The organism is Arsukibacterium sp. (assembly GCF_041616895.1).
Taxonomy (GTDB): domain Bacteria; phylum Pseudomonadota; class Gammaproteobacteria; order Enterobacterales; family Alteromonadaceae; genus Alishewanella.
In genome coordinates, this window is record NZ_JBFJPY010000028.1 from 19,241 (window position 1) to 33,387 (window position 14,147).

General features: G+C 50.2%; 13 protein-coding genes and 1 pseudogene. 8 read left to right on the forward strand and 6 right to left on the reverse strand.

Going from position 1 to position 14,147, the window contains the following annotated elements:
* Positions 1-25: 25 nt before the first annotated feature.
* Positions 26-1,066, forward strand: a complete 1,041-nt coding sequence (locus tag ABY802_RS06900; protein WP_372626299.1) for a DUF2804 domain-containing protein — start codon at positions 26-28, stop codon at positions 1,064-1,066.
* An 18-nt stretch (positions 1,067-1,084) separates the two neighbouring features.
* Here the strand turns inward: ABY802_RS06900 and rlmF are convergent, their stop codons facing one another.
* Positions 1,085-1,975 carry a 23S rRNA (adenine(1618)-N(6))-methyltransferase RlmF gene (gene rlmF / locus ABY802_RS06905; RefSeq protein WP_372626300.1) on the reverse strand — a complete coding sequence of 297 codons (891 nt, stop codon included), beginning with the start codon at positions 1,973-1,975 and terminating at the stop codon, positions 1,085-1,087.
* Positions 1,976-2,205: 230 nt separating this feature from the next.
* Between rlmF and ABY802_RS06910 the strand changes: the two genes are divergently transcribed.
* On the forward strand, positions 2,206-4,152 hold the full coding sequence (locus ABY802_RS06910; RefSeq protein WP_372626301.1) for a PHB depolymerase family esterase: 1,947 nt from the start codon (positions 2,206-2,208) through the stop codon (positions 4,150-4,152).
* A 73-nt stretch (positions 4,153-4,225) separates the two neighbouring features.
* On the opposite strand, the gene ABY802_RS06915 is transcribed toward ABY802_RS06910, so the two are convergent.
* The gene (locus ABY802_RS06915) at positions 4,226-4,642 is read right to left on the reverse strand and encodes an organic hydroperoxide resistance protein (RefSeq protein WP_372626302.1); all 417 of its coding nucleotides are present in this window, start codon (positions 4,640-4,642) and stop codon (positions 4,226-4,228) included.
* A gap of 142 nt (positions 4,643-4,784) precedes the next feature.
* Between ABY802_RS06915 and ABY802_RS06920 the strand changes: the two genes are divergently transcribed.
* Complete coding sequence (locus ABY802_RS06920; protein WP_372626303.1) at positions 4,785-5,249, forward strand: MarR family winged helix-turn-helix transcriptional regulator; 465 nt, start codon at positions 4,785-4,787, stop codon at positions 5,247-5,249.
* Here ABY802_RS06920 and ABY802_RS06925 read toward each other — a convergent pair.
* Positions 5,246-6,307 carry a hypothetical protein gene (locus ABY802_RS06925; RefSeq protein WP_372626304.1) on the reverse strand — a complete coding sequence of 354 codons (1,062 nt, stop codon included), beginning with the start codon at positions 6,305-6,307 and terminating at the stop codon, positions 5,246-5,248. The two genes, ABY802_RS06920 and ABY802_RS06925, sit on opposite strands and share 4 nt — an antisense overlap.
* A 210-nt stretch (positions 6,308-6,517) precedes the next feature.
* On the opposite strand from ABY802_RS06925, the gene ABY802_RS06930 reads away from it, so the two are divergent.
* The 3 genes from ABY802_RS06930 (at position 6,518) to ABY802_RS06940 (ending at position 10,337) form a co-directional block, all read left to right on the forward strand.
* Entirely contained in the window at positions 6,518-8,896 is a 2,379-nt protein-coding gene (locus ABY802_RS06930; protein WP_372626306.1) for a tetratricopeptide repeat protein, read from the forward strand.
* 55 nt (positions 8,897-8,951) lie between these two features.
* Positions 8,952-9,380 carry a hypothetical protein gene (locus ABY802_RS06935; protein WP_372626307.1) on the forward strand — a complete coding sequence of 143 codons (429 nt, stop codon included), beginning with the start codon at positions 8,952-8,954 and terminating at the stop codon, positions 9,378-9,380.
* A gap of 102 nt (positions 9,381-9,482) precedes the next feature.
* Positions 9,483-10,337: a PA4780 family RIO1-like protein kinase gene (locus tag ABY802_RS06940; protein ID WP_372626308.1), complete on the forward strand. Its 855-nt coding sequence runs from the start codon at positions 9,483-9,485 to the stop codon at positions 10,335-10,337.
* A gap of 3 nt (positions 10,338-10,340) precedes the next feature.
* On the opposite strand, the gene ABY802_RS06945 is transcribed toward ABY802_RS06940, so the two are convergent.
* The 3 genes from ABY802_RS06945 to ABY802_RS06955 all read right to left on the reverse strand — a co-directional run bounded on the left by ABY802_RS06945 (position 10,341) and on the right by ABY802_RS06955 (position 12,796).
* Positions 10,341-11,207, reverse strand: coding sequence for a hypothetical protein (locus tag ABY802_RS06945; RefSeq protein ID WP_372626310.1), 867 nt, complete (start codon positions 11,205-11,207; stop codon positions 10,341-10,343).
* An 84-nt stretch (positions 11,208-11,291) separates the two neighbouring features.
* Entirely contained in the window at positions 11,292-11,915 is a 624-nt protein-coding gene (locus tag ABY802_RS06950) for a DUF2799 domain-containing protein (RefSeq protein ID WP_372626311.1), read from the reverse strand.
* Between the two features lie 191 nt (positions 11,916-12,106).
* Positions 12,107-12,796, reverse strand: coding sequence for an SDR family oxidoreductase (locus tag ABY802_RS06955; RefSeq protein ID WP_372626312.1), 690 nt, complete (start codon positions 12,794-12,796; stop codon positions 12,107-12,109).
* A gap of 291 nt (positions 12,797-13,087) precedes the next feature.
* Between ABY802_RS06955 and ABY802_RS06960 the strand changes: the two genes are divergently transcribed.
* Positions 13,088-13,648: a histidine phosphatase family protein gene (locus ABY802_RS06960; protein WP_372626313.1), complete on the forward strand. Its 561-nt coding sequence runs from the start codon at positions 13,088-13,090 to the stop codon at positions 13,646-13,648.
* Positions 13,649-13,839: 191 nt separating this feature from the next.
* Positions 13,840-14,147, forward strand: a pseudogene (locus tag ABY802_RS06965) (hypothetical protein); the annotation flags it as partial.

Here is a 14,147-nt window from a genome sequence, read left to right on the forward strand (position 1 = left end):
GCGAATTATTACTTTCGGAAGCATTATGGCCATGATGGTTGCCTCAGAACCCAGCACACAGCCCGGCTCTTTTAAGCTGATCCAGCCTGATGGGCAGCCACAGTTCGGCCTATTTACCCAGCCTGTGACAGAGCTAAACCTGGCAGATTTTATCTATCGCACGCCAATGGACAAGCTCGCCAGCCGTCTGGCTCGCTGGGCGCACTACAAACAATTTCAGTTTGTCAGTGTCAGCCATCCCGACTGGATCCTGGCGGCAGCGATTGCCGATATCCGCTACCTGTGTTCTGGCTTTGCCTATTTGTATCAGCGCGCTGATGCCAGCATAACCGAATTTAAATTGCTGCAACCCTTATCCCGTAATAGCCAGATGAGTAATTCCCCCACCGCAGGCCTGGCCCGAATTACCGGGGGCGCGAATTATATTAGTATTGAGCCGCAGGGCTTTAGCTGGCAGCTGACGCTACAAAGCGCAGAGCTTAGCGCTAACTTGCAGTTAACGCCGGGCAAAGCCGCAGAGCCACTGGCGCTTTGTTTGCCCACCGGCTATGCCGGCTGGACCTATACCCAAAAACACAATGCCTTGCAGGTAAGCGGTGATCTGCAATTGCACCAACACCCGCTACCGATAAGCGGAGCATTGGGTGGTTATGATTTTTCAGCAGGTTTTATGCGCCGGGAAACCAGCTGGCGTTGGGGCAATTTAAGCGGCTATGACGGTCAGCAGCGGATCGGTTTTAACCTGGCTGCAGGGGTTAATGAAACCGGCGGTACTGAGAACTGTTGCTGGTTAAATGGTAAGCGCTATATCTTACCACCAATGCAATTTGTGTTTAATCGCCAGCAAACCGATGCATCTTGGCAGGTGTTTAGCCAGTGCGGCACGGTGCAATTACAGTTTATGCCGGCGGCAAAACGGCAGGAGCGGCTGAATCTGGGGCTGCTGGCCAGTAATTTTCGCCAGTATTGTGGCAGCTGGTATGGCACCATCACCCTCTGTGATGGCCAGAAAATCAGTTGCAGCGGTCAGCAGGGGCTGGCGGAGGATCATTTTGCCCGCTGGTAAGCACAGTTTAAAGGGCGCTTAAAAACGCCACGCCAGTAAGTGACTGCTTTTCTGTCCCTGCTGCATAGTAAGGTGTTTTACCTCAGCTGCACCGGCTTGGCGTGCTTTTGCCAACAATGTTTTTACATGGGTTTGCTGCGATACCAGACTGCTGAACCAGCCAACCTGGTTGGCAAAGGCCACGCTTTCGCTGATCATCTGGCCAATAAAGGCTAATTCACCACCCGGGCACCATAGCTCGTGTTGCTGGCCGCCAAAATTGCGTTGTTGTGGGCTATCAGCCAGCTTCAGGTTGAATCGTTTGCGCTGATTAGCCGCCGCGGCTTCGGCTGCTGAACCGTAAAATGGCGGGTTACACACCGTTAAAGCAAAGCTGTCATCGGGTTTAATGATACCGCTTAAAATCGAATTGCTATCCTTCTGGTGGCGCAGGCTGATCTGGCCTTTTTTTAGTGGCGGGTTACTGTCAATAATTAACTGCGCAGCTTTAAGTGCTACGGTGTCAATGTCGCTGCCAACACAGCGCCAGCCATAACTACGATTGGCAATAATCGGGTAAATAAGGTTGGCGCCACAGCCAATATCCAGCAGGTTAATGTGTTTGCCGGTTGGCACGCCATCCGGCCCGGCAAGTAAATCGGCAGCAGTGTGAATATAATCAGCCCGGCCCGGAATGGGCGGACATAAATACCCTGGCGGTAACTGCCAGTAGTCAACGTGATAGTAATGCTTAAGCAAGGCCGCATTTAAGGCTTGTACTGCCGCCGGCTCACTAAAGTTAACGGTCTGCTCGCCAGCCGGATTTAACACCAGATGCGCTTGTAGCGCAGGATAGCCGCGGCAAAGATCAGCTAAATTATAACGGCCCTGATGCAGGTTACGCGGGTGAAGTTTGGCGGGTTTATTCATAAATGCTGCTGTTTGCTAAGTTGCGGGCAGTTTACGTTATTCCGGGTTTGCTGGCGAGAGGATGCTTCGTGCCGGGGTGTTGCAGCACTAAAGTACTAAACCGCAATTGCCAGCTGGCTTCTATAGTTATTAGGCACCGGGGCTTGCTACGGGGAGTCAGAGGTCGAAACAGGGAAAAGTAGCGTCGCTGCGGTGTTCACTTAAACTAAAAAAGATAAGGAACGACAGACGTGAAAATTCAGAATCATAGCCGGGCCGGGCGCATGCTAGCCGTGGTGCTTCTCGCGAAGGGCTTTCTCGCCACTAGCTTACTTGCCAACCCGGCAATAGCGGGCAGCTGGCAGCAGAATGTGAGTGTCGGCGGTTTTAATAAAGTGCATTTATATACGCCAGACAGTGTGTCAGCCATTGGCCAGGGCCGTGGTTTGCTGGTGGTGCTGCATGGTTGTACCCAGTCTATTGATGCTTATTTAAGCGCCAATTTAACGCAGGCCGCCGAGCAATATGGCCTGGTAATCGCGGTGCCAGATGCAATGAATAAAGCGGGTTTTGGCTGCTGGTCTTACTGGCAGGGCACGAAATCCCGCACTGCGGGTGATTATAAAAATGTAATTACTCTGGCTAATAATCTGCTGGCCGACGTTAATTATCAGATAGACCCTAATCAGGTTTATATTGCTGGCTTATCATCCGGTGCCGCCTTTGCCAATACCACGGCCTGTCTGGCCCCAGATGTGTTTGCTGGCATGGGTATTAGCGCCGGACCCAGCATCGGCACCAGTTCAAGCGGTGCTATCGGGCCGTGTGAAACCGCCAATGTGGCCAGCCGCTGTGCGCAGTATGCCGGTAGTTTTTCTGGTCATTTTGACAGCCAGATCGCCTCTATTGCCCAGGGCCGAAACGATACCACCGTTAATTTGTGTTACAACGAGCAAAACGCCAATGGCATGGCCGATTTATATAATGTATCGCGCCTTAGTGGTGAAAACCTAATCAGTAACGGCGGTAGCCGTACTGCTGACGAATCATTGTGGCAGGATGGCCGAGTCTCCATGTTGTGGTTTAACAATCTAGACCATGCCTGGTCGGGTGGACAGGGTGCAAGCGGTTCCTACATTAATGGCAATAGTATTAACTACGCCAGTTATCTGGGGCAGTATTTTTTAGAAAATAACCAGCGGGTTAACCGCAACAGTGCACCTGAATTAAGCAGCCTTAATGTTAGCCAGCAAGCCAGGGTGGTGACGGTTAGTGGTAATGTTGCTGACGTTGATGGCGACGCCATCACCATCACTGCCAGCTTTACCAATAGCCTTGCTCAGCAACAGTTAGTCAGTACTTCACCTGTTGCTGGCAGTTTTAGCCTCAGCAGCCCGCCATTGGCCGATGACTGGTATCAGCTTAGCGTAACGGCAACTGACAGCGGCGGCCTGGTAAGCACGGCTTACACCGAGCAGCTGTTAATTGGCCCACCGCCACCAGCTACGCCACCGGAATTATCAGAACTGTCTGTTTCCGTTGATGGCCAGTGCGCCACAATAAACGGCCGGGTGTTTGATTTAAATCGGGATTTGGACACGGTAACGGTGGAGTTTAGCGACGTTACTGTTAATGCCACCATCAGCGGTGATGTGTTCAGTGTACAGCGGTGTCAACTGGCAGGGGGCGAGCAAACTGCATTGGTTACGGCCACTGATCAGGGCGGCTTATTCAGTGCTGAACAGCTAAGCTTTACCATTGATGCCGGCCAGAATGCCACATTGGATCAGCATATCAGCGCCGGTCGGCTGGACTACACCAATTATGCCAATTGCTATCTGGAATACAGCACCGCCAGCTTTGTATTACGTGAAAACGTGGTCACCGGCACGCAGTGTCGCTGGCGGGATGATGACGCCAGCTGTGTTGGCCCGGCGCAGACATGTAGCAGCGCTAATCCGGGTGACGGTGATGTCGATAATCCGCCACCTCCACCGCCTCCAGCAAATTGTGTCGCCTTTACAACCAATAATTACAGCCATAAGGTCGCAGGCAGGGCCTATAGTACCGGCAACTTTTACACGCCGAACTATTTTGCTAACGGCAGCAATGCGGCCATGGCTGGTTCTACGTGGGGGGTGACTACGTTGTCATCAGATGACGGTACTTTCTGGCAAACGGGGGCCTGTGCGCAGTAAAGTCCGCTAATTTACAATAAAAAAGCGCAGGCCCTGAGCCTGCGCTATTATAAAGTGGCGACTTTTCAGGGCGTTACACAGTGACGTGCAGGCGCACCTCAATATTGCCACGGGTCGCATTTGAATACGGGCATACCTGATGCGCCTGCTCGACCAGCTTATCGGCTGCCGCCTGTTCCATACCCGGCAAGTTAATATGTAAATCAACATCTAAACCAAAACCGCCTTCAATTTTGCCAATGCCCACTTCGGCAGTCAGGCTTAGGTTATCCGGCAAGCTGCTTTTGCTTTTTGCGGCTACGGCCTTCATGGCGCCAATAAAGCAAGCTGAATAACCTGCGGCAAAGAGTTGCTCCGGGTTAGTGGCGCCACCATCACCGCCAAGTTGTTTAGGGGCCGACAGTTTCACGTTCAGTAGGCCGTCATCTGATACTGCCTCGCCATTACGGCCACCGGTAGAGGTAACAACTGCTTTATAAAGAATATCCATGGTAACTCCTTAGTTAATGATAAATACTTCGGAAAGTGGCAGTAAGTTAGCATGCAAATATCTTGCATGCAAGTTTTTTGTGTACTGCTTACTTTCAAGCCGCTATACTGCGCGGCAGTGCTTGGCTAACCCGGACCCCGACATGAGCCTGACTTTACCGCTGGATCAACAATTATGTTTTGCGCTATACAGTGTATCGAATGCGATGGTGCGGCTGTACCGGCCATTGTTGCAGCCGTTTGACCTGACTTACCCGCAGTACGTGGTATTGCTGGCTTTATGGCAGCAGGACAATATCAGTTTAGGTAAGCTGGGCCAGGCTACCTTATTTGATTCTGGCACCTTAACTCCTTTAGTCAAAAAGCTGGAACAAAAGCAATTATTGCAGCGCCTGCCAAGCGTGCATGACGAACGGGTAAAGCAGGTGGTGTTAACCCCTGCTGGCAAAGCCTTGCAGCAAGAAATTAGTGGGGTAATGCAGGCACTGCGCTGCCAGGTAGCGATGGACGATCAGCAACTGGTGCAGTTACGGCAACTGGCGCAGCAATTACAGCAGCAGGTTAGCGCAGCGGCCAGTTGCAGTCCGGCCACTGCTGAGAAGCTTTAACCTGCTAAATTCAGGTTTTGCAAGGCATCCTGGCGCTGCTGCTCGAGCTTTAGCAACCGCTGTTGATAGTCTTTATAGTGTGCGGTGCCTGTTGTCATAACGATCTTACCCAGCGGATTGCGCAGCCAGCTATACCAGGGGTAGGCAGCAGCTTGATGATATGCATCCTGTTGTAGCTGCAGCAGCTGTGTGGCGTGAATGTTTTTAGTGTCTTCTACTAACATAAGTGGGCGAGACAAAATGACCAGCAACTTCTCGAATTTGTTAACTTCCGTGCCGGAATAGGACGGTTTAATGCCCAGCGCTGAGGATGTAAAATCTGCTGCAAAATGCCATTCACCTGCCAGCGCCAGTTCAAGACTTAACTCCTTATCACTAAAAGCTTTAGTCCAGTTCTCTGGCGTTGCCGCCCCCCGCTGCTCTTCCGGCAACTGGTTGATAATGACTGTACCTAAATTAAAGTGATGCTTTATAGCCGCCATGCTAATCATTTTTGCTATCAGACTATTGGTGTTAGCCAATACGGTTTTCCAGAACTGGTAATCTGCTTGCAGGGTGGTTTTAACCTGTTCAATATTGCCGTTCTTAGCCTCCAGCCAGGCCTGCCATAATAATAAACGCTGACCGTGTAACAGCCCCTGATACGCTGGGAGTTCCATCATTTTCGGCGGTGGGTCCTGCCAGTTAGCGTACTGTAATAACTGCTGATAAAACGCCATTAGTGGTTGTTGCAGTGCGATCAGCTCAGCTAAATCGGTGTGGGCAGTCAGTGATGCGTTGCACGCCTCTGCTTCGCTGCACTGGTGATAAAGCTCCTGCAGTGGCCCGCTTAGCAGTAACTCATTATTGGCATTTTGGGCCAGGTAAAAGTGATAGCCATTTTGCTCTGCGGGTATCGCATCCTGCTGCAGCAGGCTTTGCATATGCAGGCTGTCGGCATTGGGTGCGGCGTCCTGCCAGTTAATCACCAGCAGTGCTAAATACAACGCGGTTAACAGCAAAAATAACCCAAACAATAGTTTAGCCGTGCCCCGGGCTACTGCATTAAGTAGAGCCATGTCGTTATTCCCTGTTTAAGATATTAGAATTAAGTAATTGTTACGAGGAGGTTACTCTGAATGGGCGCGTTAAGTAAAGTGGCGTACTGCGCCTCGAATTAACCAGTGGTTGCTGGATATTTCACGGTTCTGCGCCATACTTTAGCGGCTTCTAAGGATAGTAATGCAGTGTTTTTGCTATAAATATTCTCAGCACTTGTTACGGATCACATGAATAACCGCAGGCACTCAGATACAGGTAACGACCATACGGTTGCCGACATGCAGCATAAAAACACCCTGCACGCTGGTTTTTTTATCGGGGATGTTCAGGTATTACCTGATACCGGCCAGTTAGTGGTGAAGGGCGAGCACCGCCATGTATCGGCCAATGCCATGGAGTTGCTATTGGTGCTGGCCGCCCATGCGCAGCAAGTCGTGAGTCAGTCGGTATTGCTTATGGCAGTAACGGGTAGCGCTGAAACTTCTAAAGATACGTTGTCTCATCTGGTCAGTGAGCTTCGACATGCCCTTGGCGATCAGACCGCTTGTCCGGTATACATTCAAACCTTCCCCCGGCGCGGCTACAGGTTAATGCAACCCGTTACCATGCAACCTCTGTCACTGACCAGCGCTCCTTCGGAGCGGGTTAAGTGGTCCTGGTTGTATGCACTGGTAAAGGGCAGCCGGTTATTTCGAGTCAGCGTTGCCTTTCTGGTTGCGGTATGGGTGTTTATTCAGGTAATGGCAATAACCTTTCCACTATTGCATATCACTAACCGCGGCATGAAGCTTACCTTACTGATCATCATCATGTTGTTTCCGGTCATTCTGGTTTACACCTGGTTAAGGGATTTAAAACTGCAGCGCGCCAGACTGGGTATATCGGAGAACCCAAAAGCACGCCAATTTTGGCGCCGCCAACTTAAAGTCGATATCGGCTTTCTGGTGTTGTCATGTTTTACCGTAACGGTGTTAGGTAGCTCATTAAAGCGGGCAATCGACATTGAAGCTGATACGATAAAACCGGCAACAGCGAGCGAAGTTATTGACGTTCCATTCCTGGGAAACTCCGTTGCCGTAATGCCGTTTCGACAGGACAGCAGCTCGGAGCAAAAAATTGACAGTTACCTGATAGACGGCATTCGCGACGAATTGCTTTATTCGCTAACGCAGCTGAATGCATTTCCGGTTATTTCGGCCAGAGCGATGCAAGGAGTACCTGACCTGGCTGACAATAAGCTGATGATTGAGCGTCTTGGTGCTGAATATCTTATCGAAGGTAAATTACAAGCCAGCGAGCAAGAGCTGAAGCTGGAGGTTGTTATGATTCAACTGAGTAGCGGCGTGCGACAGTGGGCCAGTCGCATAACGGTACCCAGGCAGCAACTGCCTCAGTTGCAGCAGGAGTTATACCGGCAGTTAACCAGTGCGTTTAGCTTATTGCTGCAAAATCAATCTTTACAGCAGGCTGATTACACTCTTACTTCCAATTTTCAGGCCTACGATGCGTATTTACGCGCCAATAACTTATTACAGCAAATAGCAGACATGCAGAGCCTGGAGCAGGCAGAATATTTATTTTTACGGGCCCTGGAACTCGACCCCCGCTTTGCTATGGCCTCAGCTGGGTTATGTAAGCTGCATCTGGAAAAATACGCTATTAATCGCAGTGTTGCTGAATTTGAACAAGCAAAGCAGGCCTGTGAGCACGCAGCAAGCTTCACCGCTAATCAGGCACCGATTTCCAGTGTGCTGGGCGATTTATATCGTACCCGTGGCGAGTATGATAAAGCGCTTGGCCTTTACGACTCCGCGCTGCTCCTTAATCCGCGTCTGCCTGACGCCATCACCGGCAAAGCACTGTTATTGGCAGATTTAAAGCAGCATGACCAGGCCGAGCAGCTGTTTAAAGACGCCATTGAACTTGAGCCGGGTTACTGGCAGCACTACAACAACTATGGCCGGTTTTTATACAGCAGTGGCAGATTCAGTGACGCCATCAGGCAGTTAGAACGCGCTGCGCTGATTAACCGGGACAGTGTTGATCTGCAGAATACACTCGGTGCCAGCTATTTTTTCATTAATGACTTTGCAGCAGCGATAAGGGCCTGGCACAAAGTTGTCGCAAAATCACCATTATCACTGGCGTATTCCAATCTGGGCACCGCTTACTATTTTAACGGCGAGTTTAGCGAAGCAGAACAGATGTACCGCTATGCGCTGCGAAAAAGCAGCGATGACTACACCATATTAACTAACCTTGCCGACAGTCTGGATGCGCAAGCGGGAAAGGAGCAGGAAGCACAGCAGTATTACCAGCAGGCATTGCAACAGGCGCTGGCAAACCTGGCGGTGAATCAGGATGCCCGCGCGTTATTGTCGCAAATTATCCGGATCCGGTCCGAGCTGGGTCAATGTCCGCAGGCGTTAGCTGACATGCAGCAACTTCTTAATACCACTATTGACGATTTTTACATTTACTACGATTTAGCCATTGCCAGCTTTAATTGTGCCAAACCGGCGGCCGGAACTGATCTGGTTACAAAGGCAATTGCTGGAGGCTATGCAGCTGCATTAATTGCTGCTGATCCGAAGATACCGGAGTAATCAATGTCGCAAATATTGTTCAGCACAGACTGTTCAAACGCTACTGGAGCAAGATATGAAAACGATTCTTTTAATCATTGTACTGGCCGGGCTGTTGCTTAGTGTCGACACGCTCGCCGCAAAAAAAGACCAAACCCTGACTATTACCTTGAATGCGCAAGGGTGCATTGAAGCCATAGTGCCACCGACAGATGACAATTGTAAAAGTAATGGTAACGACAACCGTGCTGGCTGTGGTAACGAAAAAGATTGTGCCTGCGGTGCCCGCGACAAACACATTATCTGGCAAACAGAGCCGAAAAAGGCTTACAGCATCCGGTTTTATGAGCAAAGTCCTTTCCAGCCCGGCTGCAGGCTACGGGCAAATCAAAATGGTAAGCTGCGTTGTCTGATTACTGCAGAGGCTGATGGTAACTATGATTATGCGGTTACTGTAGAGGGCTGCGATGAATACGATCCCCGTATCGTTGTCCGGGCCAACTGACCATCGACAGCAATTAACTTTTTCCGGGTAATTCGGTATTTTTTGTTGGATTAGCGCTGTTATCATATTCCCTGGCGTTGTTAACTAGGGTATAAGGGCGCTATGAAAATACCGAAACGTATTCAGCCGCTGGTCGACGAAGGTCTGGTGGATGAAGTTATCCGGCCACTGATGAGTGGCAAAGAAGCTGCGGTGTATATCGTCCGGTGTGGCGAGGATATTCGCTGCGCCAAAGTATATAAAGAAGCAGATAAACGTAGCTTCAAACAAGCGGTGCTGTATCAGGAAGGTCGCAAAGGGCGCAATAGCCGCCGGGCCCGTGCTATTGAAAAAGGCTCTAAGTTTGGCCGGGCCCAGCAGGAGCAAAGCTGGCAACATGCCGAAGTCGATGCCCTGTTTAAGCTGGCAAAAGCCGGGGTGCGGGTGCCACAGCCTTATGGCTGTTATGACGGTGTGCTGCTGATGGAACTGGTGTGCGATGATGAAGGTATGGTCGCGCCGCGCTTAGGCGATGTTGCAATGGCAGAAGAAATTGCGCTGGCCGATCACGCTACCATGATGCAGTACGTGGTGATCATGCTGTGCGAGGGCCTGGTGCACGGTGACTTGTCTGAGTTTAATGTGCTGGTAGACGATTACGGCCCGGTGATTATCGACTTGCCGCAGGCGGTAGACGCCGCCGCCAACAACAACGCCAAATGGATGCTGGAGCGCGATATTAACAATATGCGCGACTACTACGGCTTGTATGCGCCACAGTTACTAAGTACCAATTACGCCGGCGAGATTTGGGCGCTGTACGAGGCCGGTGAGCTTACCCCGGATACCGAGTTAACCGGCGAGTTTATTGCCGATGACAGTGCTGCCGATGTGGATTCGGTGCTGGAGCAAATTAAAGCCGCTTTTGCCGAAGAGGAAGAACGCCGGGCCCGCGTTGCCGCGGACCAGGATGACTAGCTGTTAATCAGCGGGTTGATAGTAAATATAAAACATGCTGTTAGCGCCGGGTAATTTTCTTTTTCCACTGTCGCCGGCGGGTTGAATATAAATATGTGGAATAGCAAACGCCTGCCCGAAATCCCTGCTGTAATCAAAACCCGGGGGCATGTGTTGCATTAATGCAACATCACCTGTTGCAGTCATCGAAGGTGTATGAACGTGATAAGCAGGTAGCTGTTCGCGATAATAATTTAATACTTGCTGCGGCGTGGCAGTAGTTAAAAATGACGCGCCGGGCAAGGTGGTATAGCGTTGTTCGGCAATTTCAATTTCACCTTGTGCCGGAATATTTATCAGCAATTGCGCATCCGGAAATAATGGCAGAGTAATAAGTGCTTCAGAACCCTGACTGCCGGCGATCATGCCATCAACCATCTGCTGCATGTCGGCAACCCCGCGCTGTTGCATCCGTTCGATAATCTGCTCTAATTGCCGTTGCTCGGCCACCGTCGGTTCACGCTCACCTATCCGCTCATTTAACGCATCCAGCTCTGCCAATAACGGGTCTTCTTGTTCCTCATCACTGTTGTCGCATGCCAGCCAACGATCCGCTGAAACGCCACTGCGTCTTTCCAGACTAGCATGCAGGCAGGCTGTGTGCTGCTGCTCGGACGCTTCTACTGTTATGTCGCCAATGCCACATTCGGATAATGTTTGGCGCAGCAAAGTTTGCAGACGGGGCTTGGGTATATTAATGCACTCGGCCAGGCGGGTCATTTCTCCCATGCTTTCCATCATGGTCAGCATCATATTAATTTGCTGTTCTTGCTGAGCAGAATTGGCCAACACACTGCCGCTGAAAAATAGTGACACTATGATTTTTTTCACCTTAGGCTCCTTGTTAATAACGAGAGTTAAAATAATAACTCTGATGTTACTTCAAGGTAAACATTTTTTTGGAGTAAACGCAGTTTAAAGATGATCCCGCAAACGCTGCTCCGCCTTGATGTAAGCCTGCTCAGCCAAGTGGGCATCATGCTCCAGTGCAGGCAGCAGGTTTATCGCATGATCCAACTCGCTTTTAAGCATTTCAATGTCATATAACAGCTGTACTCTTTCCTCACGGCTTAAACCGTCTGCCACCAGCAACTCAGTATTGCTCACGATATCCTGCTCCAGCGCACTGATCAGGCGATGTTGCTTTTCGGCAGCCGAGCGGGCGGAATTTAAACCACGTTGCAAGTCATATAATGTTTTACCGTCACGGTAACCCGGCAAAAAGTCTGCTTCTAAATCTGGCATGCAACTGTTCTGGTAACTTGCCCCCCGCTTGCCTACGTTAAAGCCGTTGACCCGGGTACAGAAGCGCTCTGACCCTGCACGGTGGCCCAGTCGGTAAGCATTAAGTTCAGGGGTAACTCCGTGATCAGCACATTCCTGCCGATACGTGGCGATGGCTGTTTCAGGCTTACCATTAGCGCCGTCTTCAAAACCAATAGTGCGCCAGTCGGCAGTCAGGCACTGCGATTTATCCATCCCGGCGCAACCGGTCATCAGTAATGCTGTTAAAAGGACAAGCCATTTTGAGTCAGTCATAAGTATCTCATGGTTAGTATCAGGCGGTGCTTATCGCACGTCGTAGCGAAATTAATTAGCCCTAACTTACCTGTAGCGCGGTTGTATTGGCAAGAAATGATCGCTTAGCCTGACAGAAACGCGGCAGCAAAACCTGAAATTGCTGCCACATTGTCTGGTTTAGTTCGAAAAAGTAACGCACTGCTGCTGAGTTAATTCGCCGGCATCAGGGTAATTTCCCGCACATCGCACCGTGAATTAGCTGAAATAGCAAACATTACGGCGTCTGCAATATCTTCCGGTTGTAACTTGTCGGGTTTGGCTTCGTCAAAAAAAGGCGTATTTACCATGCCAGGACAAATAGTGGTGCAGCGGCCATTCCACTGTTTCATTTCCGCCGCTAAATTCTGGCCAAAGCCATACGCAAACCACTTAGACGCGCCATAGACTGATCCTTGCAAGGTTATTTTGCCTGCCACTGAACTGGTAACAATAAAGTGGCCCTGGGTTTCCTTAAGTGCGGGCAGGCTGGCTTTGGCTGTGAACAACAGGCCATTCACGTTGACATCGAGCATGGTTTGCCACTCATCCGGGTCTCCGTCAGCAATACCTGCAGTATTAAGACCGGTGCCGGCATTGGCAAATACCACGTCCAGCCGGCCAAACCGCTGTTTGGCTTGTTGTACCACATTGCTAATGTCAGCCAGCTTTGACACGTTAGCAGTTACCGGCAAAACCTTATCGGTACCCAAGCGTTCAGCAAGGGCATTTAACTTGTCAGCGCTTCTTGCAGTAATAACCGCTTTGTGGCCCGCGGCGACAACTTTTTGTACCGTGGCCGCACCTATGCCGCTGGATGCGCCGGTAATCAGTATCACTTTTTCGTTTTGTTGTTTGCTCATCGTGGTGGTCCTCAATTGCGTTAAAATTACCAGCAATATTCAAATATGGCTGCAAAGTCACTGCAAAGAGTAAAGCAATACCGATACCACTTTACAAAATAAGGCGCAGGCCAGTAAAAACTAATGCTGCAACGAGTTGCTGCTAAGCTAAAGAGGCAAAAGACGTAATATTTTTAGCGGAGCAGGTAAGTATTACAGGGCCATAGCGTAATAAGTGCGTCCGTTGTCGTGGTAAACCTGCCACAGATATCGGCCGTAGCATAAGCAATGCTTTAACAACAGGCGATGCCAATGAAACTCGTGACAATACTTCTGTGCACCTTATTTAGCGGTGTGTTATATGCCAATGATGCAGCTAATGATGCAGCCTGGGAGGCCTGGCGTGAGGGTAAAGCGGTGCTGATCATGCGCCATGCATTAGCACCAGGCACCGGTGATCCGGCAGGATTTAAGCTGGCTGATTGCAGCACGCAGCGCAATTTAAATAACCAGGGGCAGCAACAGGCAAAAGCCTGGGGAGATTTACTCCGCCAACAGGTTACTACTGACATCACGTTATTCAGCAGCCAGTGGTGCCGTTGCCTGGAAACTGCTGAATTAATGGCCATCGCCAAGGTACAAGCCCTGCCCGCTCTTAATTCTTTTTTTGCTGGCCGGGGCGATCGACAACAACAGACGGCAGCCTTAGTGCAACGGTTTTCCCTGACTCAGCTACCGGCACCCACTGTACTGGTAAGCCATCAGGTTAACTTTACCGCCCTGACCGGCTACTTTCCTGCTTCTGGCGAAGCGGCCATTTTGGCGCTACCGCTGACCACACATGCAACAGTGCTGGCCAGAATAATGCCCTGACGGCCTGTCGAACCGCGCTCTTTTACTATTACGAGTTATTATTCTATTAAGTGGCGCATTTCACCAAATAATGGCGAAATTCGGCGGCCCGGTGTCAGCTCGATAGATTTAAATATATATTTATCAGGTACTTAATTTTGGCAAAGCCCTTGCAGAATAAGCAGCAATAACTAACCAATAAGGATATAACAATGAAACTTTTTAAATTTGCTGCTGTTAGCACTTTAGTAGCCGCGACCCTGGTGTTAAGTGGAGTAGGCAACCGTGCGGCTGCTGATAGTACCTATGGCAATGTGTCACTGGTAAATGGCAGTGTGAAAATCGCCAGCAATAGCAGCGCTATAACAGTATCGCTGGTTAATGGCGGCATTAAAATGAGTGACGATGTCTCAGTTGACAGTGCTGAAACAGTCAATGGGTCTATTGAAGCGGGCCGTAACTTTACAGTTAATCAAAGCCTTAGCACAGTAAATGGTGCAATTCAGCTGGGCGATAACGC